At 63.4% G+C, this 22,070-nt stretch carries 18 protein-coding genes and 1 pseudogene; 15 read left to right on the top strand and 4 right to left on the bottom strand.

All coding sequences use genetic code 11. From position 1 onward, the window contains the following. The first annotated feature begins 13 nt into the window (after positions 1-13). The 8 genes and pseudogenes from ACYG9V_RS25085 (at position 14) to ACYG9V_RS25050 (ending at position 8,022) form a co-directional block, all read left to right on the top strand. Positions 14-1,075 carry an ABC transporter substrate-binding protein gene (locus ACYG9V_RS25085; RefSeq protein ID WP_352763119.1) on the top strand — a complete coding sequence of 354 codons (1,062 nt, stop codon included), beginning with the start codon at positions 14-16 and terminating at the stop codon, positions 1,073-1,075. A gap of 66 nt (positions 1,076-1,141) precedes the next feature. After that, positions 1,142-2,012 (top strand): annotated as a pseudogene (locus ACYG9V_RS25080) (ABC transporter permease). Then, positions 2,012-2,800: an ABC transporter permease gene (locus tag ACYG9V_RS25075; protein ID WP_023685259.1), complete on the top strand. Its 789-nt coding sequence runs from the start codon at positions 2,012-2,014 to the stop codon at positions 2,798-2,800. The pseudogene ACYG9V_RS25080 and the gene ACYG9V_RS25075 overlap by 1 nt, the downstream one beginning before the upstream one ends. Then, positions 2,800-3,864: an ABC transporter ATP-binding protein gene (locus ACYG9V_RS25070; RefSeq protein ID WP_352763117.1), complete on the top strand. Its 1,065-nt coding sequence runs from the start codon at positions 2,800-2,802 to the stop codon at positions 3,862-3,864. Before ACYG9V_RS25075 ends, ACYG9V_RS25070 begins: the two co-directional genes overlap by 1 nt. 101 nt (positions 3,865-3,965) lie before the next feature. Then, a complete protein-coding gene (locus ACYG9V_RS25065) occupies positions 3,966-5,054 on the top strand; it encodes a Gfo/Idh/MocA family protein (protein WP_352629231.1) in 1,089 nt (362 codons plus the stop codon). A 54-nt stretch (positions 5,055-5,108) separates the two neighbouring features. Then, entirely contained in the window at positions 5,109-6,023 is a 915-nt protein-coding gene (locus ACYG9V_RS25060; RefSeq protein ID WP_352763116.1) for a sugar phosphate isomerase/epimerase family protein, read from the top strand. Between the two features lie 18 nt (positions 6,024-6,041). Further along, the gene (locus ACYG9V_RS25055) at positions 6,042-7,133 is read left to right on the top strand and encodes a fatty acid desaturase family protein (protein ID WP_023712101.1); all 1,092 of its coding nucleotides are present in this window, start codon (positions 6,042-6,044) and stop codon (positions 7,131-7,133) included. Positions 7,134-7,218: 85 nt separating this feature from the next. Then, the gene (locus ACYG9V_RS25050) at positions 7,219-8,022 is read left to right on the top strand and encodes a 3-methyl-2-oxobutanoate hydroxymethyltransferase (protein WP_023682254.1); all 804 of its coding nucleotides are present in this window, start codon (positions 7,219-7,221) and stop codon (positions 8,020-8,022) included. On the opposite strand, the gene ACYG9V_RS25045 is transcribed toward ACYG9V_RS25050, so the two are convergent. Continuing rightward, positions 8,023-9,531 (bottom strand): HAL/PAL/TAL family ammonia-lyase, encoded by a 1,509-nt coding sequence (locus tag ACYG9V_RS25045; RefSeq protein WP_023712100.1) that lies wholly within the window; start codon positions 9,529-9,531, stop codon positions 8,023-8,025. It abuts the gene before it with no gap. Continuing rightward, complete coding sequence (locus ACYG9V_RS25040; RefSeq protein WP_023699683.1) at positions 9,528-10,529, bottom strand: ornithine cyclodeaminase family protein; 1,002 nt, start codon at positions 10,527-10,529, stop codon at positions 9,528-9,530. Before ACYG9V_RS25040 ends, ACYG9V_RS25045 begins: the two co-directional genes overlap by 4 nt. Positions 10,530-10,638: 109 nt before the next feature. Here ACYG9V_RS25040 and ACYG9V_RS25035 point away from each other — a divergent pair, with 109 nt between their 5' ends. The 7 genes from ACYG9V_RS25035 to ACYG9V_RS25005 all read left to right on the top strand — a co-directional run bounded on the left by ACYG9V_RS25035 (position 10,639) and on the right by ACYG9V_RS25005 (position 19,818). After that, positions 10,639-12,072, top strand: a complete 1,434-nt coding sequence (locus tag ACYG9V_RS25035) for a DHA2 family efflux MFS transporter permease subunit (protein WP_023699682.1) — start codon at positions 10,639-10,641, stop codon at positions 12,070-12,072. Positions 12,073-12,344: 272 nt separating this feature from the next. After that, positions 12,345-13,331: an ABC transporter permease gene (locus ACYG9V_RS25030; RefSeq protein WP_023699681.1), complete on the top strand. Its 987-nt coding sequence runs from the start codon at positions 12,345-12,347 to the stop codon at positions 13,329-13,331. A 60-nt stretch (positions 13,332-13,391) separates the two neighbouring features. After that, positions 13,392-14,417, top strand: coding sequence for a sugar ABC transporter substrate-binding protein (locus tag ACYG9V_RS25025; RefSeq protein ID WP_023668177.1), 1,026 nt, complete (start codon positions 13,392-13,394; stop codon positions 14,415-14,417). A 79-nt stretch (positions 14,418-14,496) separates the two neighbouring features. Next, on the top strand, positions 14,497-16,620 hold the full coding sequence (locus ACYG9V_RS25020; protein WP_023746981.1) for an ABC transporter permease: 2,124 nt from the start codon (positions 14,497-14,499) through the stop codon (positions 16,618-16,620). Then, positions 16,617-17,666, top strand: a complete 1,050-nt coding sequence (locus ACYG9V_RS25015; protein ID WP_352763113.1) for an NHL repeat-containing protein — start codon at positions 16,617-16,619, stop codon at positions 17,664-17,666. Before ACYG9V_RS25020 ends, ACYG9V_RS25015 begins: the two co-directional genes overlap by 4 nt. Beyond that, a complete protein-coding gene (locus ACYG9V_RS25010) occupies positions 17,666-19,162 on the top strand; it encodes a sugar ABC transporter ATP-binding protein (protein WP_352763111.1) in 1,497 nt (498 codons plus the stop codon). Before ACYG9V_RS25015 ends, ACYG9V_RS25010 begins: the two co-directional genes overlap by 1 nt. Positions 19,163-19,410: 248 nt before the next feature. Further along, the gene (locus ACYG9V_RS25005) at positions 19,411-19,818 is read left to right on the top strand and encodes a carboxymuconolactone decarboxylase family protein (protein ID WP_352763108.1); all 408 of its coding nucleotides are present in this window, start codon (positions 19,411-19,413) and stop codon (positions 19,816-19,818) included. Between the two features lie 45 nt (positions 19,819-19,863). On the opposite strand, the gene ACYG9V_RS25000 is transcribed toward ACYG9V_RS25005, so the two are convergent. Both ACYG9V_RS25000 and ACYG9V_RS24995 read right to left on the bottom strand, forming a co-directional pair. Continuing rightward, entirely contained in the window at positions 19,864-20,751 is an 888-nt protein-coding gene (locus ACYG9V_RS25000) for an amidohydrolase family protein (protein ID WP_352763298.1), read from the bottom strand. After that, complete coding sequence (locus ACYG9V_RS24995; RefSeq protein ID WP_352763107.1) at positions 20,751-21,887, bottom strand: vWA domain-containing protein; 1,137 nt, start codon at positions 21,885-21,887, stop codon at positions 20,751-20,753. The genes ACYG9V_RS25000 and ACYG9V_RS24995 overlap by 1 nt, the downstream gene beginning before the upstream one ends. Positions 21,888-22,070: the final 183 nt, after the last annotated feature.

Raw genomic sequence — 22,070 nt, 5'->3', positions numbered from 1 at the left:
GAGAGGAACGAACATGCGCATGCCAAGACTGACTGCCCTGCTGACGGCGACCGCCGTCATCACCTCCGCGCTCACGCTGGCCGCCAGTGCCGCCGAAGTGCATGTGCTCAACTGGAAGGGCTACGGCGCCGACGAGCCGTGGGCGATCGAAGCCTTCGAAAAGGCGACCGGCAACAAGGTCGTCAACGACTTCTTCAATTCCGAACAGGAAATGCTGACCAAGATCCGCACCAATCCGGGCCTCTATGACGTGGTCATGATCAACGCCGCCTTCAACGATCAGGCGATGGCGGAAAAGCTGATCCAGCCGATCGATGTCTCGAAGCTGCCGAACTATGCCGACATCAGCAAGGACAAGGCGCAATCGCCGATGCTCGACCATGACGGCAAGGTCTATGGCGTGCCGTGGGTGTGGGGCCTGACGGCGCTGGCAATCAACGAAAAGTCCTTCGACAAGCCACCGACCTCGATCGCCGAAATGTGGGACCCAGCGCATAAGGGCCGGGTCGTCATTCGCGACGACGCTGTCGAAGCGGTGCAGTTCGGCGCCATCGCCACCGGTCAGAATATCAACGACATCAACGATATGGAAGCGGTCAAGGCGAAGCTGACCTCGCTGATGCCGCAGATCAAGACGTTCTGGAGCTCGGAGAACGACTGGAACCAGATGGTCGCCTCCAACCAGATCGACATCGGCACCTATTGGAGCGGCTCGGCCGACCGTGCCAAGACGCATTTCAAGCTGCCGGTCTCGCTGGTCGTTCCGCAGGAAGGCGCCGTCGCCTGGCTCGACGCGTTCTCTATTCCCGTGGGCTCGAAGAATGTCGAGGGTGCGCAGGCCTTCATCAACTGGATGATCGATCCGAAATTCTATGTCGAATGGGTCACCAAGGTCGGCGCGCCGGTGTCGGCCAACACCAAGGCGGTGGAAGCGCTGCCTGAAGACTCCTTCAACCGCAAGGTGATGGGCGATCCCGAGGTGGCCAAGCGCATCCAGTTCCAGGCGCCGATCACCGACGCGCAGCGCGAGGCCTATCTGGCGCTGTGGCAGCAGCTCAAAGTCGACGTGAAGTAACGCTCACGTCCGGACCAGCCGGCGGTTGGCGCCGGCTGGCCCTTCAATCCTGGGGAGGAGGGTATCATGGCAGTACAGGGTGCGGTCGCGTCGCGCAGCGGGCTGAGATCGGCCCTGCCGCTGCTGGCGCCGGCCTATCTCTGGCTGACGGTGGCGATCTTCCTGCCGCTCTCGGCCATGGTATTCTTCTCCTTCATGACCGACCTGCCGCTGTCGGGAAAGCCGTGGGCGTTCACCCTTGGCAATTACGCCGCCTTCTTCTCGCAGAGCCTGTACCTGACGCTGCTGCTCGCTTCGCTGCGGCTCGGCCTCGAAGTGACTTTGTGGTGCGTCGTCATCGGCTACCCCGCCGCCTATGTGCTGGCCAAGGTGCTGAAGGGGCGCAGCCGCGAGGCGATCTTCCTGCTGGTCATCCTGCCGTTCTGGTCGAACGGGCTGGTGCGCATCTTCTCCTGGGCGATGGTGCTGCGCGAGGGCGGCATCCTCGACACGGCGCTCAACGCCGTGCTGCCGTTCAAGATCAACATCGACCTGATGTATTCCTATCCCGCAATCATCATCGGCCTGGTGCACTCCTACGTGCCCTATATGGTGCTGACCTGTTATCTCACTTTGCAGGCCATCGACGACTCGCTGATCGAGGCCGGACGTTCGCTCGGCGCCTCGCGGCTGCAGGTGCTGAAGCGGGTGATCATCCCGCTGTCTATGCCCGGCCTGGTGGCAGGTGCGGCACTGATCTTCGTGCCGGTCGTCGGGCTCGTTCATGGAGCCGCGCATCCTCGGCGGCCGCACCGGCACGTTCTACGGCACGGTGATCGAGGACCAGTTCGTCGCCGTCTTCAACTGGCCGCTGGGGGCGGCGCTTTCCTTCATCCTGCTGGCGGTGGTGCTGGTGATCCTGGCGGTTGCCTCGCCGGTGCTGCGGAGGGCTGCTTGATGATGACGACCCGCATCCTCGAAGGACTAGGCCGCTTCTACATCGGACTGCTGCTCGCCTTCCTCTATCTGCCGATCATCATCATGGCGCTGATGTCGTTCAACGTCTCGCCCTTCTACCAATTGCCGTTCGAATGGACGACGGAATGGTATGCCTCGCTCTGGCAGAACGACCAGCTGATCGCGGCCACCTGGAACAGCCTCAAGATCGCGGTCATCACCACGCTCATCTCAGTGGTGCTTGGCTCGGCCGCTTCGCTGGCGCTGTTCCGCTATGATTTCCGCGGCAAGAAAGTGCTGCAGGCGCTGCTGTTTCCGCCAATCGCCATTCCGTGGCTGATCACCGGCACGGCGATGCTGATCTTCTTCTTCGGCGTCGGCATTGGCCGCGGCCTGTTCGCCATCCTGCTCGGCCATGTGGCGCTAGCGCTGCCCTATGTCATCGTCGTCGTCTCGGCCCGGCTGCAGACTTTTGCACCGGAGCTGGAAGAGGCGGCGCGCTCGCTCGGCGCCAACCAGTGGCAAGTGACGAGGCGTGTGACGCTGCCGTGGATCATGCCCGGCGTCATTGCCGGCGGCTTGTTCGCATTTGCCGTGTCGTTCGACCAGTTCGTCGTCTCCTACTTCCTGGCGACGCCGGGCCAGACGACGCTGCCGGTCGAAATCTACGCCGCGATCCGCAAGGGTTTCACGCCCGAGATCAACGCGGTCTCGACCATCATCATCGTCGTGTCGATGGCGCTGATGCTGCTCACGGCGCGCTTCTTCAAATTCGGCGGAGAGAAATAATGGCCGGCGTGCAGGTATCGAACGTCTCCCGCAGTTTTGGCGCGCACAAGGCGCTGGACGACGTCTCCATCGATTTCGCCGATGGCGGTTTCTATGGGCTGCTTGGCCCCTCGGGCAGCGGCAAGACCACGCTGCTGCGCCAGATCGCCGGCTTCGACTTTCCCGATACTGGCCGCATCACCATTGGCGGTGAGAGTGTGGAACGCGTGCCGGTCGAAAAGCGACGCATCGGCATGGTGTTCCAGAACTATGCGCTGTTTCCCAATATGAGCGTCGCCGATAATGTCGCCTTCGGCCTGTCGGTGCGCGGCGAAACGAAAGCGACGATCGCCACCGAAGTGCAGCGCGCGCTCGATCTGGTTCAGCTCGGCAAGCTCGGCGAGCGCCGGCCGCACCAGCTCTCCGGCGGCCAACGCCAGCGTGTGGCGCTGGCGCGCGCCATCGTCACCAAGCCGCGCGTGCTGTTGCTCGACGAGCCGCTCGGCGCGCTCGACAAGGCGCTGCGCGTCGACATGCAGATCGAGCTGAAGCGCATCCAGCGCGAGATCGGCATCACCACCATCTTCGTCACCCACGACCAGGAAGAGGCGCTGACGATGAGCGACCGCATCGGCATATTGCGGGACGGCAGGCTCGTGCAGGAAGGGCCGCCGGAGGAAATCTACGACCGGCCGAAGAGCGAATTCGCCGCCACCTTCCTCGGTGACGCCAATATCCTTCGCGGCGATGCGACCGGCAACGGCATCCGGCTGCCTGATGGCACGGCGATTGCCGCCGGGGTGGGTGGTCGGCTTGCCGCCGGCACAAAGGCCAGCTGCGCCGTGCGACCCGAACGCATTCGTATCGCCACCGATGCCGGGGCATCGAGCGGCAATGCCAACACGCTGAAGGGGCAAGTCTCCAAGCGCATCTTCGCCGGCAACAACAGCACCTATTTGGTCGAGCGCGCCGGCCAGACGTTGAAAGTCATCGTCCAGAATACCGGCAGTGACCGGCTGGCCGAGGGCCAGAATGTAATGCTCAGCTGGTCGCCGGAAAGCACTGTGCTGATTGCCGCTAACTAGTTCGCACCGTCACCCCGGCATCGTTCTGATGGGAATTGATGGAGCGGACCTTGGCTGATCGACGGGCCATGGCGTTATATCCGTCCTCCAGGGAGGAATGGATGGCAGGCCAGGGTTTCGAGCCGGATGTGAGGGTTCGCACTAGCGGATACCGGATCGGTTGCATCGGCGCCGGCATGATCATGGCCGAATGCCATCTTGCCGCCTATGCGCAGGCCGGTTTCCCAGTCGTCGCCATCGCTTCGCGCACCAAGGCCAGCGCCGAGAAGGTAGCTGCACGCTGGAGCATTCCGACCATCCACGACACGCCGGAACAACTGATCGAGAATCCCGAGATCGAGATCGTCGACCTTGCCTTTCCACCCGACCAGCAGCCGGCATTGATCCGCCATGCGCTGAAGCAGCCTCACATCAAGGCGATCCTGGCGCAGAAGCCGCTGGCGCTGTCGGTCGATGAAGCCGTGAAACTGCGCGACGAAGCCGCAAAGTCCGGCAAGATCCTCTCGGTCAACCAGAACATGCGCTACGACCAGTCGATGCGCGTCCTGAAGCAGATCATCGACAGCGGCGCGCTGGGCGACATCGTCTTCGCGCAGATCGACATGCATGCGATCCCGCACTGGCAGACCTTCCTTCAGGACTACGACCGGCTGACGCTCGCCAATATGAGCGTGCATCATCTCGACGTGCTGCGCTTCCTGTTCGGCGATCCCTCGGAAATCACCACGCTGACACGCAAGGACCCGCGCACGACATTCGAACATACCGACGGCATCACCATCTCGACGCTGCGCTTTCCCTCCGGCGTGCTCGCCGTGTCGCTGGAGGATGTCTGGTCCGGCCCACGTCAGGAGGGCTATCTGGACGACCAGCACATCAACTGGCGCGTCGACGGCACCAACGGTGTCGCCAAAGGCACGATCGGCTGGCCGAAAGGCGTGGCCTCGACGCTGACCTATGCCTCGACCGAGACGACGGATGGCAAGTGGGTCAGCCCGAGCTGGGACACGATGTGGTTCCCGCATGCCTTCATCGGCGTCATGGAGCAACTGCAGCACGCCTTGAAGACCGGCACGCCGCCGGCATTATCGGTGGCCGACAACGTCAAGACGATGGCGCTGGTCGAGGCGGGCTATCGCTCGATGGCGCAAGGCCGCACCGTCAAACTGTCCGAGATATCGATCGACTGAACATGCCCGCCGAATAGTGTGGCGGCTGAATCGCTTACCGGGAGGAGTCACATCATGATGCAGGCAGGTATATTCACCGGCTATTTCCCCTACGAGCTCGCGGAGGCCGCCCGCCGCATCCGCGCACTCGGCTTCAACACAGTGCAGCTCGACATGCATTTCAGGGATGTCGATCTCACGGCCGGGCAGATCACCGGGGACAAGGCGAGGACAGTGCGCGACACGTTTCGCGACCACAATCTGCCGGTCTGCTGCATCTCGGGCTACACCAACATCATTCATCCCGACAAATCCGAGCGCGACAAGCGCGTCGGCTATCTCAAGGAAATCATCCGCAATGCGCGCGCCTTCGGCTCGCCCTACGTGATCTCGGAGACCGGAACCTACAACACCGAATCCGACTGGGTGCATCACCCCAGGAACAAGACCGAGGAAGGCTTCGAGGAATGCCGCAAGGTGATCTCGGACCTTGCCCAGACGGCTTACGACCACGGCGCGGTGTTCCTGCTCGAAACTTATGTCAACAATGTCGTCGGTTCGGTCGAGGAGACGGTCAAAATGTTCGCGCAGGTCGACCATCCGGGCCTCGGCCTGCTGATGGATCCGACCAATTATTTCGAGGCGCACAATATCGACCGCATGGACCAGGTGCTGAACCAGGTATTCGACACGCTGGCCGACAAGATCCGGATCGCGCATGCCAAGGATGTGAAACGCTCCGGCAGCGACAAGACGGAAAAGCATGCCGATATCGGCGATGCGGATGCGCATGAGGGGCTGACCTTCCGCGGCGTCGGCGAGATCGAATTGCCGGCGCCCGGTCTCGGCTCGCTCAACTACGACCTCTATCTGAAGCGGCTCAGTGAGAAGCACCCGAACATCCCTGTTATCATCGAGCATCTGACCGAGGACGACGTGCCGCGCGCAAAGACATTCCTCGACGGGAAATTCCGCGCCAACGGTCTCTAAGGGCAGGGCGAGACGGTGATGGCGACGGCCAAGACAAAGCGCGATTACGGCCTGGTCGGCGAAAGCACCCGCCGGGCGATCGAGACCGGGCTGGCCTCGGCCGAGTGGTATCACACCGACGTGCCGCGCAAGGCAATGAAGGAAATGATGCAGCGCTCCGACGGGCCGGCGATCCGCGATACGGTGATCTGGATCGCAGCCATCCTGGGCTCGGCCGCCGGCATCGTGTGGTTCTGGGGCACGTGGTGGGTGGTGCCGTTCCTGCTCGTCTATGGCGTGCTCTATGGATCGTCGAGCGATTCGCGCTGGCACGAATGCGGCCATGGCACCGCCTTCCGCACACGCTGGATGAACGATGCGATCTACGAAATCGCCAGCTTCATGGTGGTGCGCAATCCGGTGCAATGGCGCTGGAGCCATGCGCGGCATCACACCGACACGATCATCGTCGGCCGTGACGCCGAGATCGCGGTAATGCGGCCGCCAAATCTGGTCAAGGCGGCGCTTGCCTTCACCGGCATTCTCGATTTCCGTTATTCGCTGCCGATCCTGGCGCGCCAGGCGTTGGGCAAGCTGTCGGACGACGAAAAGAGCTACATTCCTGAGACCGAACAGGGCAAGGCCATCACGGCGGCGCGCTGGCATGTCGCCGTGTACGTTGCGACGATCGCCCTCGCGATCGCGCTGGGTTCATGGCTGCCGCTGGTGCTGATCGGCCTGCCGCGTTTTTATGGCAGCTGGCACATGGTTCTGACCGGCCTGCTGCAGCATATCGGGTTGGCCGACAATGTCGTCGACCACCGGCTGAACACGCGCACCGTCTACATGAACCCGGTCAGCCGCTTCATCTACTGGAACATGAATTACCACGTCGAGCATCACATGTTTCCGATGGTGCCCTACCATGCGCTGCCGAGGCTGCACGAGCTGGTCAAGCACGACCTGCCGGCGGCGAACCCGTCCATGTGGCATGCCTATCGCGAGGTCTGGCCGGTGCTGCTGAAGCAGCTGCGGTACGAGGATTATTTCCTCAAGCGCGAATTGCCGCCGACGGCGCGGCCCTATCGCGGTGAATTTCACGAGCTCGATATGTCGGCGGCGGCCGAGTAGCGAATAAACCACCCGCCTTCTATCCGGCCTGTTACGGGGCCGGTAAGGTGACCGGGAAAAGCAACCAGCCAACAGGGACATCCCGATGAGCCGAAAGAGACCGACCGTCGCCGATCTGCGCGCCATGAAGGGCAAGCGCCAGCTGACCATGCTGCGCGTCCTGACCATGGACGAGGCCGAGGCTGCCGAGCGGGCAGGGGTCGATATCGTCTCGGTGCCGCCCGAGCTGGTGCTCAACCCTGAGTATCGCGATGCGGCGCCCAGCCTGTTCACCATGCCGGGCGAGAATTTTTATGAGATCGGCACGGCGGACGATTTCCTGCGCTGGGCGTTCCGGCTCTACAAGGCCGGCGCCGACGCCGTTTATTGCAGCGCCGGTTTCGCCACCGTGAAGCGGCTCGCCGACGACGCGATCCCCGTCATCGGCCATGTCGGCCTCATTCCGTCCCGCGCCACCTGGACCGGCGGCTTCAAGGCCGTCGGCAAGACCGCCGACACCGCCATGCAGATTTTTGAGGCGGTCAAGCAGTATGAGGCCGTTGGAGCTCTCGGCGCCGAGATCGAAGTGGTGCCGATCGAGGTGGCGAAGGCGATCTCGGAACGGACCTCGCTGATCATGCTGTCGATGGGTGCGGGCACCGGCTGCGACGCGCAATATCTGTTTGCCGACGATATTCTTGGCCAGAACCGGGGCCACATGCCGCGCCATTCCAAGGTCTACCGCAACTTCGCCGCCGAGTACGATCGTCTGCAGGCGGAACGCGTCGCGGCGTTTTCCGAGTACGTTGCCGACGTCGATAGCGGCGCCTATCCGGAAGACAGGCATGTCGTGCGCATGGATCCGGCCGAGCTCAGCCTGTTCATGAAACGGGTGGACGCAAAGGGCTGACTACTCGGCCTCCTTGCCGATCATCGCTGCACCTTGCCATGTTCCGTCGGCGAGCATGGCATGGAGCACCTCGGCATCCGTTCCCAGCGGCCGGTCCTCTCTCAGCATCGCTACATGCGCGCGCACCGCGGTATGGACCGCTGCTGTGCCGGGCGCCAGCTTGAGACCGTCGCGCAGGTCCACGGCTTGCGCGGCGGCCATCAGTTCGAAGGCGATCAGCCGGCGCCACAGCGCGATCATCCCAGCGCATTTCGACACGGCAAGCGGCGTCTGCGTGGCGTGGTCCTCTACGCCTTCGGACACGGCCAGGAAATCCAGCATCACCGGATTGGCCTTGTGGCGGATGCTGGCCAGGATTGCCGTTGCCGTCTTTTGCAGCGGCACGAAACCGGCCGAGGCGCCGCCAACCGGCGACAGATATCTGGGCAGACCGTTGCGGCCGGAGCCGGCGAGCTGGATGAAGCGGGCAACGCTTGCCGCGGCACATTGCGCGATCGCCAGGCCGAGCGTCTCGAAGGCAAGCGCCAGCGATGCGGTGTGGAAATTGCCGGTCGACAGAACCAGCCCGTCATCGCCCAGCACCAGTGGATTGTCGGCGGCGGCATTGAGTTCGATCTCCAGCGCCAGCCGCGCCTGGTCGATCGCCTGGATCAATGCACCATGGATCGACGGCATGCAGCGGATCGACAGCGGGTCCTGCAGGGTGGTCGGCGCCGGCTCTTCGTCGCGGGCAAGCAGGTAGCGCAAGCCCTTGGCCGCGAGTTGCTGGCAGGCTGCCGGCCGCGCCAGATGCAGGCGCGGATCGAGGATGGTGCGGTTGGCGCCAAACCCTTCCATGGTCAGCGCGCCGGCCTGCTGCTGTTGCGCAAAGGCCGACAGCGCGTCGGCCAGTACCAACGCGCCAGTGCCGGCTGATACCGCCGAGGCGTTGATCAGCGACAGGCCGTCTTTCGGCGCCAGGCTGATCGGAGCCAACCGCGCCATCATCAACGCCTTGGCCGCCGGCATGCGCCGACCCTGATAGTCAGCTTCGCCGTCGCCGGTCAGCAGACGGGCGAGCGCCGCCATCAGCACGAGATCGCCGGCGCCGATCGAGCCCAACTGCGGCATTACCGGATGCACGCCTGCATTGAGCGCATCGACAAGGGCGGTGAAAGCCGCCGGCGAAATGCCGGAGCCGCCGACTGCCAGCATCGCTGCGCGCGCAAGCATGGTCGCCCGCACCGCCTCTTGGGGCAACGGTTCGCCGACAGCGCCGCTTCGCCCTTCCAGCAACTGGCGCTGGAAGGCGCTGGCATCGCCCTCGACCGATGTGCCGAGATTGGCGCCGAGCCCGGTGTTGAGCCCATAGATTTGCTGACCGGACGCGGCGACCTGATCGAGCACTTTTCGCGCTTTGTCGAGCCTCTCGATGACTGTCGGTTCAACCTCGACCTTGCGGCCGCCGCGGGCGACCGCCGCAACGTCCTCGACGCTGACGCCGGCGCCGGTGAGGACGAGCGCGCTCATGCGAAGCGCAGCCTCTGGCCGATGCCTTTATCAGCAGCCTTGGCCAGCATCGCCTTGCCCAGCGCAATGTCGGACAGCGACAGGCCGCGATGCCAGAACAGGATCGTCTCGTCGTCGCTCTGGCGTCCCGGCTTGAGACCGGCAGCGATCTGGCCGAGCTCGGCGTGCAGCGTCGCTTCGCTCAGCCGCCCGGTCTCGACATGGGCGCGCAGCGAGCCGAACTTGCCGCCTTTGCACTGGCCCCAGTCGTCGACGACCATTTTCTGCATGATGTCGGTCAATGACAGCTCCACCGCGCTCATCGTACCATAGGGCACGACCAGCGCACCGGGCTTGATCCATTCGGTCTTGAGCAGCGGCTGCGGCTCCGGCAGCCGCGAGGCCTCGACGACGATGTCGGCGCCCTTGACGCAGCTCTCCCAGTCGGCGACCGCCGTGACGGTCTTGCCGAGATCGGCGGAGAGTTTGGCGGCGAAGCCGTCGCGGCTTTTCGGGCGGCGCGAATGAACGCGGATCTCGTCGAAGTCGAAGAGATGGTCGAGCAGGCGGACATTCCAATAGGCGGTGCCACGTGCGCCGATATGGGCCAGCACCTTGGAGTTCTTGCGCGCCAGATGTTTGGCGCCGATAGCGGTGACGGCGCCGGTGCGCATGTCGGTGATGACGGTGGCGTCGAGAATGGCGCGCGGCGTGCCGGTGCGCGGATCGAACAGGTTCAAAATGCCAAATTCTGAAGGGAGCCCGTGCAGATAATTGTCGACATAGTCGCCGACGATTTTCACGCCCGCCGTATCGAGCGGCGCAACGTAGCCGCGCAGAACGTTGAAATGGCCATGGAAGGAAGGGGCGGGTTCAAGATGGACGCGCGGCTCGATCACCGTCTGGCCATTGCCTTGCGCGATAAGCCCGGCTTCGACAGCGGCAATGATTTCGCCGTCGGTCATCTCCAGGGCTTCGATATCGAGGCCATTGAGGTAGTCGATATAGATAGGCTTCATGCAATGTCCTTGGCCGCCCGCCCATCCATAACAGGCTGCGAGCCGACACGGAAGTTTGTTGGATAAGCTCTGGACGGGGCCAGCCATATGCTGTTCAACGCGGTTCGCCATGACTGCCGTTCCCGACACCGAGGCCTCCGCCGTAACCGCCAGCAATGCGCGGCGCGTGGCGCTGATCGTCGCCATCGCGTTTTTCATGCAGCTGCTGGATTCGACGATCATCTCGACCTCGCTGCCGCAGATGGGACAATCCTTCGGCGTGCCGGCGGTGGCGATGAGCATCGGCATCACCGCCTATATGCTGACCATGGCAGTGTTCGTGCCGCTGTCGGGCTGGCTTGCCGACCGCTTCGGCGCGCGCAACATCTTCCTGCTGGCGATCGTACTGTTCACGCTGGCCTCGCTGGCCTGCGGCTTCTCGCAAAGTCTGCCTCAGTTCGTTGCCGCTCGCGTCGTGCAAGGCCTTGGCAGCGCGCTGATGACGCCGGTCGGGCGAATTCTGGTGCTGCGCAATGCGTCGAAATCGGAGCTGCTCAACGCCACGGCGCTGATCACCTGGCCGGCGTTGTTTGCGCCCGTGGTCGGGCCGGTGCTTGGCGGCTTCATCACAACCTATCTCTCCTGGCACTGGAATTTCTTCATCAACATCCCGCTTGGGCTGGTCGGGCTGGCGCTGGTCGCGCGCTTCATTCCGGGCGACCGCGCGGCCGATCCCAAGCCGCTGGATTGGCCGGGGTTTTTCCTCACGTCGCTTGGGCTCGCGCTGCTGCTCTACGGCCTTGAGCGCATCGCACATCCGGAAGACGGCGCTTTGCCCGCCGTGCTGCTGATTGCCGCCGGCATCGTCATCGGCTGGCTGGCGGTGCGGCATCTCCGGCGCGCGCCGCATCCGCTACTCGATCTCAGCGCGTTCAGGGTGCAGACCTTCGCCATCTCGACGCTTGCCGCCGGCACCATTTTTCGCGTGGCGATCAACGCCACGCCGTTCCTTTTGCCGCTGCTGTTTCAGGTCGGCTTTGGCCTTTCGCCGGTCGATGCCGGCTTGATGATCCTGGCCTACTTCGTCGGCAATCTCGGCATGAAGACGGTGACGACGCCGACGCTGCGACGCTTTGGTTTTCGCACGGTCATGGTCGTCAACGGCCTGATCGCCTCGGCCTCGATCATGGCCTGCGCGGCGATCTCGCCCGAAACGCCGCAGGCGCTGGTAGTGATGCTGATGCTGATCGCCGGCCTGACGCGCTCGATGCAGTTCACGGCGCTGAATACTCTGGCCTTCGCCGACATCGATGCCGCGCAGCGCAACTCGGCGGCGACTTTGTCCTCCATGCTGCAGCAGATATCGATGCTGTTCGGCGTGGCGGTGGCGGCTGCCATCCTCAACCTGTCGCAGATCGTCAGGCACCGGCCGGCGCTCGACCTCGTCGATTTTCGCATCGCCTTCCTGGTCATCGGCGCCATCGGGCTGGTGGCGGCGTTGCGGTTCCTCGTGCTGCCGCCCGGTGCAGGCGCCGAAGTTTCAGGCCACATGACCAGGACCTGAATTCGCGATTTTCGCCGCTCAGGCGGCAATTAATTCCGCCTTGTGCTTTCGCCTCAGAACGGCACCTTCGCGCATACACGCAATGGTGCAACGGAATGCCAAAAGCGCAGCCTTTTCCTAGGATTGCGCCAGTTCTAGCAATCGGTGCGTCCACTGGAAGATTATCACTGCCAACGGGCGTTCCGAGCGCGGATTCATTTGACGAAGCGGCGCCGAGCCGATTAGCTTTCTTCGGAAGGGGTGGCAGAGCTGCCATCGGGGCGAATGCAGACATGAACACGATTGGCTGGCCAAATGTCAGGAGCCTGAATCAGGAAGGCATTGTCTTTGCCATCGCCGTGGTGCTGTTCGTCGCCGCTGCCATTGGGCTGCCTGGTTTCATCGCTGCCAACAATCTCGTTGCCATCGTCCGCTCGGTGTCGGTGCTGGGCATTTTGGCGCTCGGCATGGCGGTCGTCATAATCGGCAGGGGCATCGACCTGTCGGCGGTGGCGATCATGGCGATGTCGGTCGCCTGGTATCTGCAATTGCTCAACGCCGGAACGCCTGATGGGCTCGCCTTCGCCTATGTGCTGGCAGGCGTGCTCGCCATCGGCCTGCTCAATGGTTTTCTCGTCGCTTATGCCGACGTGCCGGCGATCTTCGTGACGCTGGCGACCGGCTCCTTCGTCTTCGGCTATGTCCGCTCGCAACTGATCACGCAGGATGCGGTGCCGGTGCCTCAGGGCCATTGGGTGGAGCTGCTCGGCGGCCTGCGTTTCCTCGACATTCCGATCGAAGTGTTCGTCTTCGCCGGGCTCGCCTTCCTGTTCTTCGTGTTCCTGCGCTACACCAAATGGGGCCGCTACATCTATTTCGCCGGCGACAATCCGGTCGCCGCGCGCAACATCGGCATTCCGGTGCGGCCAATGCTGGTGCTGCGTTATGTGGTTTCGGCCTTTGTCGCGCTGATCGCCGGCCTGCTTACGGCGGCAAGCCTGCATTCGATCAACACCCGCGTCGTCAACTCGACGCTGCTCTATGACATCGTGCTGGTGGCGGTGATCGGCGGCATCGGCCTTTCCGGCGGGCGGGGCGGGGTGCGCAACGTGCTGGTGGGCGCTGCACTGATCGGCATCCTGTCGAACGCGATGACCATCATCGACATTCCGCTGCTCTATCAAAACCTGATCAAGGCGGCGATCCTGCTGGGGGCCATCATCGTCGACGGCATCATCAATCCGCGCGACGAACAGACTGCGCAGCAGGGCGACATCTAAGGGGTACCCGACCGGGTCATGCCGACCGGCCGGCAATAAGTGAAAAACAGAGGATGTGACATGAAACTGATCAGAACACTGATGGCCGCCGCCACGGCGCTGGCCGCTACCGCCTTCGTCGCGCCGACCTTCGCCGCCGACGATCCGGGCCCGGCCGCTTACGCGCAGGCGCTCAAGGGCAAGCGCGTCATGCTGGTGCCGCTGGCGATGGGCTTCGACCTTGCGCAGGGCTGGTCGCACTATCTGAAGACGGAAGTCGAGGCCTGGGGCGGCACCTTCGAAACACGCGATCCGAACTGGGTCGTCGATGCCGGTGCACAGGCGATCACCGACGCGATCTCGTCCGACACAAGGCCGGACGTGTTGATCATCCATGCGCCGGACCTCAACTCCTATTCCAAGCTGATGAAGAAGGCACAGGCCGCCGGCACCTACGTCATACTGGTCGACAACCCCGCCAACTTCCCGGCCGACGCCTTTGTCGGCAGCGACTGGGACCGGCTTGGCCAGCTCGAAGCCGAAGCGGCGATCAAGGGCTGCGGCGAGAACTCGTCGAAGAAGATCGGCCTTGTGCAGGGTGATCAGGCCAACTCGTCCAGTCTCTACCAGTATGCCGGCATCATGAAGGTGCTGGAGAAGCACCCCGACTTCAAAGTCGTGGCCAAGCCCGACTCCAACTGGGATCCGACGACGTCGCGCAACGTGACGACGACAATGCTGCAGCAGAACCCCGACATCTGCTCGATCATCGACTTCTGGGATGGTGACGCCACCGGCGCATCCGCCGCCATCCGCGACGCCAAGCTCGACGGCAAGGTCTTTTTGGTCACCACCGGCGGCGGCGAGAAGGCGGCCGATTGCGACAAATTGCAGGACGGAACTTACGGCGCCGTGGTGATGACCGATCTGGCTCGCCAGTCCGGCGACATGAACGCTATCATCAAGTTCCTGCTGCAGAGCGGCCAGCCGGCCGGCACGTCGCACACCTACATCTACACACTGGAGAAGGCTACGACCAAGGCCGACCTCAAGCCCGACAGCTGCTGGGACCTGAAGGCACTGCAGGCCGAAGCGGCGGCGAAGTAAGCCGCGCTTTTTCGACTGAAATAAACGAGGTGGCTGGACAATCCGGTCACCTCGTTCCCTCATGGAATAGCAGCCGCCGATGTCCTTTCGCGAACGCCTCCAGTCCTGGCGCTACAATCTCGTGCCCGACCATCTGGTCGGCGAAATCCTGACAAAACGCTGGACCGACAACGCCATTCCGTTCCTGGCGCTGGTGGCGACGCTCAGCGTGTTCGGCTCGATCATTCCCGGCTTCTTCAAGCTGACCTCGCTACAGGAATCGACCCGCCAGCTCGGCGAGTTCTCGATGGTGGTCACCGGCATGACGGTGGTGATGCTGGGCGGCGGCATCGATCTGTCCGTCGGTTCGATCTTCGCGCTGTCCTGCTTCTCCGCCGTCTATGTCTTCTTCATCCTCGAACAGTCTATCTGGCTGGCGCTGGCGGCATCGCTTGCCACCGGGCTCATCTTCGGCGCCGTCAACGGCTACCTCGTCGGCTATCTCAGGCTGCGCGCCTTTCTGACTACGCTGGTCACCTTCATTTTTGGCCGGGCGCTGTTCGATATTCTCGTCACCACCTATGCCGCAGACGTGCAGCTTTCCCAGGCGACATCCGATGTGCTCGACTTCATCGGCGACAGCACCTTCTGGGGGCTTTCGGTCTCGGTGTGGCTGGCGATCATTCTTGCCATCGTCACCCATATCGCGCTGACGCGCTCCCGGCCGGGCTGGCATGTGCTGGCGGTCGGCGGATCCAGGCGCTCGGCGCACAATGCCGGCATTCGCGTGCGTCGCACCGTGTTCATGACCTATGTCTTTTCCGGCTTCTGCGCCTCGATCGGCGGCTTCCTGATCGCTTGCCGCCTGAGTGGGGCAGGGCCGGGCACCGGCCTCAACCTTGAGATCATGGCGCTGACGGCGGCGGTGGTCGGCGGGGTCAGCCTGGGTGGTGGCCGCGGCTCGGTCATCAAGGGGCTGATGGGCGCCATCATCGTGCTGACCATGACCAACGGGCTGATCCGGCTGGGCTATGGCACCGGCACCAACCAGATGGTGCTGGGCATCATGCTGGCGGTGGCGGTGACAATCGACATCCGCTGGCTGAAGAACCGCCATAAGGTGCTCAACGAAGTCTATGTCGCGCCGGTCTATCTCAAGATGGGCGAGACACAGTCTGCGGTGCCGGGCTCAGGCACGCCCTACGCGCTCGACAACCGGCTGTCGGCGGCCGACCATATCGGGCTCGGCGAGTTGGAAGGGCCGGAAGACGTCATCCTCGACCGCGACGACCATCTCTATTGCGGCACGCGCCATGGCGAGATCGTCCGCTTTTTCGCACCGGATTATGTGAAGTCGGAGGTGTTTGCCCATATCGGTGGTTTTCCGCTAGGCTTGGCCTTCGACAAATCGGGCAATCTGATCAGCTGCGTCGGCGCCATGGGGCTCTATTCCGTCTCACCGGATCGGGAAGTGAGGCGCTTGTCGGCCGAGACGTCGCGCTCCTGGACCTCGATCGTAGACGATGCGCGGCTGCGCGACCCCAATGATTGCGACATCGCGCCGGACGGGCGCATCTATTTCACTGACTCCACCAAGCGCTATGACGCCCACGATTGGGCGCTTGACTCGATCGAGAACCGCGCCACCGGCCGGCTGCTGGTCTATGACCCGAAGGACGGTTCGACGAAAACGCTGCTCGACGGCTACCGCTACACCAATGGTGTGTGCATGGCGCATGACGGGAAGTCGCTGTTCTTCGCTGAGAGCTGGGCCTGCCGCGTGCATCGCTACTGGCTGGAAGGGCCGAAGGCGGGCGCCGCCGAATGCGTCATCCGCGACATGCCGGGTTATCCCGACAACATCAACCGCGCCTCCGACGGCAATTACTGGATGGCATGGCTCGGCATGCGCACGCCGAGCTTCGACCTGTCGCTGCGCCATCCCGATATGCGCAAGCGCATGACGCGCCGGCTGCCGCAGGACGAGTGGCTGTTCCCCAACATCAACACCGGCGGCGTGGTGAAATTCAACGACAAGGGCGGCATTATCGAGGCGATGGGCGACCTCACCGGCGGCGCGCATCCGATGGTCACCTCGATGCGCGAGCACAAGGGTTTCCTGTTCGTCGGCGGCATCCTCAACAACCGCATCGGCCGCTACAAGATTGCGGGCGCGGACCCGACCTGGACCAGCTCCGCTTCTTATTGGGGAACGCAGCCATGATCCTCGATCCCATCTTGGACATGTTTCGCGGCAAGGCCGTCACCATCCCGCCGCTCGACGGCGCCTTCCGCCCCAACACGCGGCTCGATGGTGCGCCGGTTTTTGCCGGACTGATCGAACCCGACAATCTTCTGGTTGCCGATGGCCGGCTGCTCGTTTCCAGCGGCAATGCGGTATATTCGCTTGCCGCAGGGGTGGAGCCGAAGGTTGTCGGGACCTTTCTTTCCCCCATCAAGGCGCTGGCTCTATCACTGTCGGGCGAACTGACGGTGGGGTTGGAAAGCGGCAAGCTGCTGGTTGCCGGCAAGGAGGTTTCGCTGCCGGCCGGCGTCAGCTGCATCACCGCGCTTGCCTATGCAGACGACGGCACGTTGTGGCTGGCCAATGGCTCGGCTGAGCACACGCCGTCGCAATGGGCCGCCGACCTGATGAAGAAGGGCGCGTCCGGTTCGCTTTGGAGGCGGGACGCGGCCGCCGCCGAGTTCCGCAAAGTGGCCGGCGATATCGCCTTTCCCTATGGGCTGCATCCCATTGGGCGGGATGTGCTGGTCAGCGAAAGCTGGCGCCATCAACTCGTTCGCTTCGATGGTGCGACCGGTAGCCGCTCGACCGTGCTGACGCATCTGCCCGGCTATCCCGCGCGCCTCGCGCCGGCCGGCGATGGCGGCGCGTGGCTGGCTCTGTTCGCGCCACGCAACCGGCTGATCGAATTCGTTCTCCAGGAAACCCACTATCGGCGCGACATGCTAGACCAGGTGGCGCCGGCCTACTGGATCGCGCCGGCTTTGGCCTCCAATCGCAGCTTCCTCGAACCGCTGCAATGCGGCGGCATCCGCACCATGGGCATCCACAAGCCCTGGTCGCCGAGCCGCTCCTATGGGCTGGTGGTCAGGCTCGATCAGAACATGCAGCCGCAATTCAGCCTGCACAGCCGCGCCGACGGCACGCGCCATGGCATCTGCAGCGTGGCGGAAACGGACGGCCGCCTGTTCATCGCCTCCAGGGGCGGCGATTGCGTGCTGGCCATCGACGCAGGAGGTCTCTGATGGAACCGATCGTGCGCCTGGAAAATGTCACCAAGAACTATCGCGGCGTGCCCGCGGTCAGACAAGTCAGCTTCGAACTGCGCAAGGGCGAAATCCACGCGCTGCTCGGCGAGAATGGCGCCGGAAAATCGACGCTGACCAAGATCATTGCCGGCGTCGTCGACGCCACTTCCGGCAAGATGTTCCACAAAGGCCGCGAGATCGCCTACGCCTCGCCGCATGCGGCGCTCGAGGCCGGCATCGCCATGGTGTTCCAGGAGACCAGCCTGGTGCCGTCGATGACAGTGGCGCAGAACCTCTATCTCGGCACCGAAAAGTTTCTCAACCGGCTGCGCGGCACCTACATTTCGGCGCAACAGTTTTTGCAATCGCTGAACTTCCCGGTCGACCCGAACGCCATGGTGGCAACGCTCGGCGCGGCCAAGCGTCAGATGGTCGAGATCGCGCGCGCCGTTCACCACAATGCCGAGATCATCATCTTCGACGAGCCGACGGCGACGCTGACGCCGGAGGAGAAGCGGCACTTTTTCGCACTGATCCGGCGGCTGAAGGCGAACGGCGTCTCGATCGTCTTCATCAGCCATGCACTGGAAGAGGCGCTGATGATCGCCGACCGCATCACAATCCTGCGCGATGGCGAACTGGTGATCACCGACGACACATCGGCCTTCGATCGCGACAAGATCGTCGCCGCCATGGTAGGGCGCACTTTGTCGGGACAGATCTACCGCCAGCGCGACGAGGCGAAGCTGCGCAAGGCCGGCAAGAAGGTGCTGTCGGTGCAGGACATTTCGATGAGCAATGTCGTGCGCAACACCTCCTTCTCGATCTTTCAGGGACAGATCACCGGTGTGTTCGGGCTGATCGGCTCCGGCCGCACCGAGACCTTCAAGATCGTCTCCGGCATCTACAAGCGCGATTTCCTGCGCGGTGGCGCGATTGAACTCGACGACAGGCCGGTGCGCTATCTCGTGCCCAGTGAGGCGGTCGCCGACGGCATCGTCTATGTTACCGAGGACCGCAAGAGCGAGGGCATTTTCGAGACGATGGGCATTGCCGAGAACCTGTTCGGCGGGCTCCTGGCGGCGGGCCGCGAAAAGGCCTGGGTGATTAACCAGCAGGAGATGCGCAGGCTTTCCGCTGAATGGACGAAGACGCTGAACATCAAGGCGATCAACGACAATGCCCGCGTGGTCGAGCTTTCCGGCGGCAACCAGCAAAAGGTGGTGATCGGCAAGGGGCTGGTGCAGCAGCCGCGTATCGTGATCTTCGACGAGCCGACGCGCGGCGTCGATGTCGGCGCCATCGCCGAGATCCACCAGATCATCAACCGGCTGGCCGACGAGGGATTGGCCGTCGTCGTTATCTCGTCCTACCTGCCGGAAATCATGAACCTGTCGGACCGGATTCTGGTGTGCCGGCAGGGCCGTATGGTCGAGGAGTTTTCGCCCGCCGAGGCGACGGAGGAGAAGATCATGTATGCGGCGGTTCATTAGGTTTCTGGTCGGTGTTTGAGGGTGCGCATAGGTCGCCAATTGGCGAAGGCCTCAGCGCCTTCGTCATCCTCGGGTCTCCGCGACGGCGCTTCGCGCCTGCTTCGCCCGTGAATGACGAAGCTGAGATGCTTCGGCCAATCGCCATGGTTCTGTCAGCATCAAAAACTGAATCGGAATAGCCGGTTAGCCGCCCTTGCTCGAGACCTGATTCAACCACCTGATCCACCGATTCAACGAAAGGAAACGCCATGGCCGCCACAAAACTCCTCAGCGATGCCGAGGTCGAAAAAATCCCGGTTGCGAAGGCTGTGTTCGATGACATCCGCGCGACGCGCAAGTCGGACTTCGTCAACAATTTCTGGCGCGGGCTGGCCAACGATCCTGCCTTGCTGAAACGGACATGGGACCAGCTGAAAGTGGTGATGGCTACGGAAAGCGCCATCGATCCGCTGACCAAGGAGATGATCTACATCGCTGTGTCGACCGCCAATGGCTGCTCCTACTGCGTCCATTCGCATACGGCTGCGGCGCGGGCCAAAGGCTTGACCGATGCGCAGCATGGCGAGCTGGTGTCGATCATCGGGCTGGCCGGGCAGACCAACCATCTGGTGACTGCGATGCAGATTCCGGTCGATCCTGAGTTCGAAGTGAAGTGAGGGGCGGCTTTCCCTTCTCCCCTGTGGGAGAAGGGAAAGCGTGCGCTATGCCGGTCTGTAAACCTTCTCTGCTGTATTCCAAAAGATATCCGCTTCCGCCACCGGACCGTGCTTCGCCACGGCTGCACGATGCGCCTTGATCAGTTCGGCGTGGCTGGTCCAGAGCTTCTCTATCGGGAAGTTGGAGCCGAACATCAGGTGGTCAGCGCCCAGAATGTCGATGGCATTGTCGACGATGTAGGCAATCAACGCCGGATCGTTGCGGTGGGCGAAGGTGCCGAGGCCCGACAGCTTGGCGTAGAAGTTCGGCGCTGTTGATAGAGAACTCAGGCCGGCTTTCCAGGCCTCGGTGGTTTCCGGCTCCATGCCGGTCAGCATGCCGGCATGGGTGAGGATGAAATTGGTGTCGGGGTTCTCGCCGACGAGCGTCAGCCCGTTCTTCATCTGGGCGGGGAAAAGCTGCAGGTCGAAGGACAGGCCATAGTCTTTAAGCCGCGCGACATTGGCCCGCACCCTGGGGTCGATGACCTGATCGGCCGAGGCAGCGAAGCGGAAGGCCGGCGTCTCGTGCCAATGCAGCTGCATGCGCACGCCGCGCAGGAGCGGGTACTTTTTCAATCGATCGATCTGGGGCCGGACATCGTCGACAGTCATATCGGTATAGCCGACGATAGCGTGCGGCCAGCCGGTCTCGTCGGCAGTCTTCTGCAGGAAGGCGACTTCTTTTTCGAAATCCTCCTTGGCCCAGTTGGTCTGGACATAGACGGCCTTCTCGACACCTGCGCCTTGCTGATCGGCGAGAAATTCCTCGATCGGATAGTCGCGGCGGATCGGCTCGTAGGGGCCGAAAATGCGTGGCACCATCGGCCCGACCAGCCAGGGCTGATCCTGCTGGCGCCAGATGTGGAAATGCGCGTCGATGGCTTTCTGCATCACGATACCCTTTTCCAGATTGCCGACGCCGCCGGGGCCGGGCGGGCGAGCGACAGGATGAAATCGGTGAGACTCCCGAGCGACGAGCCGTCGATGAGATCGTCGAGATCGGGCAAGATGGCGCGCAACGCCGCCGTTGCCGGCTGGAAGCGCGGATCGCCGGCCAAAGGTGTCGCCAGCGAAAGCCGGAAGGCGCGCGCGCTCAGTCGGCGCATTGCGGTCTCGAGATCGGCATGGTCGCCGCGCTCCAGCGCGTCCGACAGGATGATCACAGCAGCGCCGCGGGCGAAGGCTGAGAAACGGGGCACCGAGAGGAAGGCGAGCAGGGTCGGTCCCATGCGCGTGCCGCCGTCCCAGTCGTCGACGAGTGCCGCCGCGCGGGCGAGAGCCTGGTCGCGATCGCGGATACGCAGTGCGGACGTGATGCGGGTGAGCCGCGTGCCGAAGGTGAAGATTTCGGCACGGTCAGCACCTTGTACGGCGGCGTGCGCCAGTTTGAGGTAGTCCGCCGTGTGCAGCTTCATCGAGCCGGAGACGTCGATCAGGATCAGCAGTTTGCGCGCCACCGTCTGGCGGCGGCGCAGCTGCGGCGAGGGGATATCGCCATCGGCGCTGACGATTTCCCTGAGCGAGCGGCGCAGATCGAGCTTGCCGCGCGAATGGGTGCGCACGGTGCGGAAGGAGCGGCGCGCGGGCAGGGTTGAAGCGAGCTTGCGGCGGAAGGCGGTCAGCCTGTCATCGTCACGCTGAAAATCGCGCGTGCTCAGTTGCTCCAGGCCCGACGACAGATCGCCGCCTTTCTCCTGGCGCGTGGTCTGTTTCTCCTCCTGGCGCGTGCCGTGATCGTCTTTGATGCGGGTTTCCTCGTCTTCCTCGCCTTCGATCGAGGGTTGGCCATCGCCATGGAAGTGATTGCGAAAATGCGCCTCGAATTCGCCGCGGCGATCGGGCGGGGGGGCAAGCGTTGCGAGCGCCGCCTCGCGGATGTCGGCCATCGAGCGGGGACCGAGCAGGGTGACCGCCTGCATGAAGCTGGAGACCTGCTCGGGGGCGACGGCAAAGGCGTGGCGGCGCAGCAGCCGGGCGAAGTGGAGGAAGGGCGCGGAGGCGAGAGGAAGGGTTCCCTGACGCATCATTCCTTCGCGCCCCCCTCTGTCCTGCCGGACATCTCCCCCACAAGGGGGGAGATCAGCAGCTTTGGCGCTTCGGTTCTTTCTGCGCCGCTGGAGATTGGCGAAAGCCAGGATGACGGCTGATCTCCCCCCTTGTGGGGGAGATGTCCGGCAGGACAGAGGGGGGCGCTGTCCCGCCAGCGTTGC

This window comes from Mesorhizobium sp. W016 (genome assembly GCF_054719485.1).
This window is presented reverse-complemented; position numbering and strand designations above follow the sequence as displayed.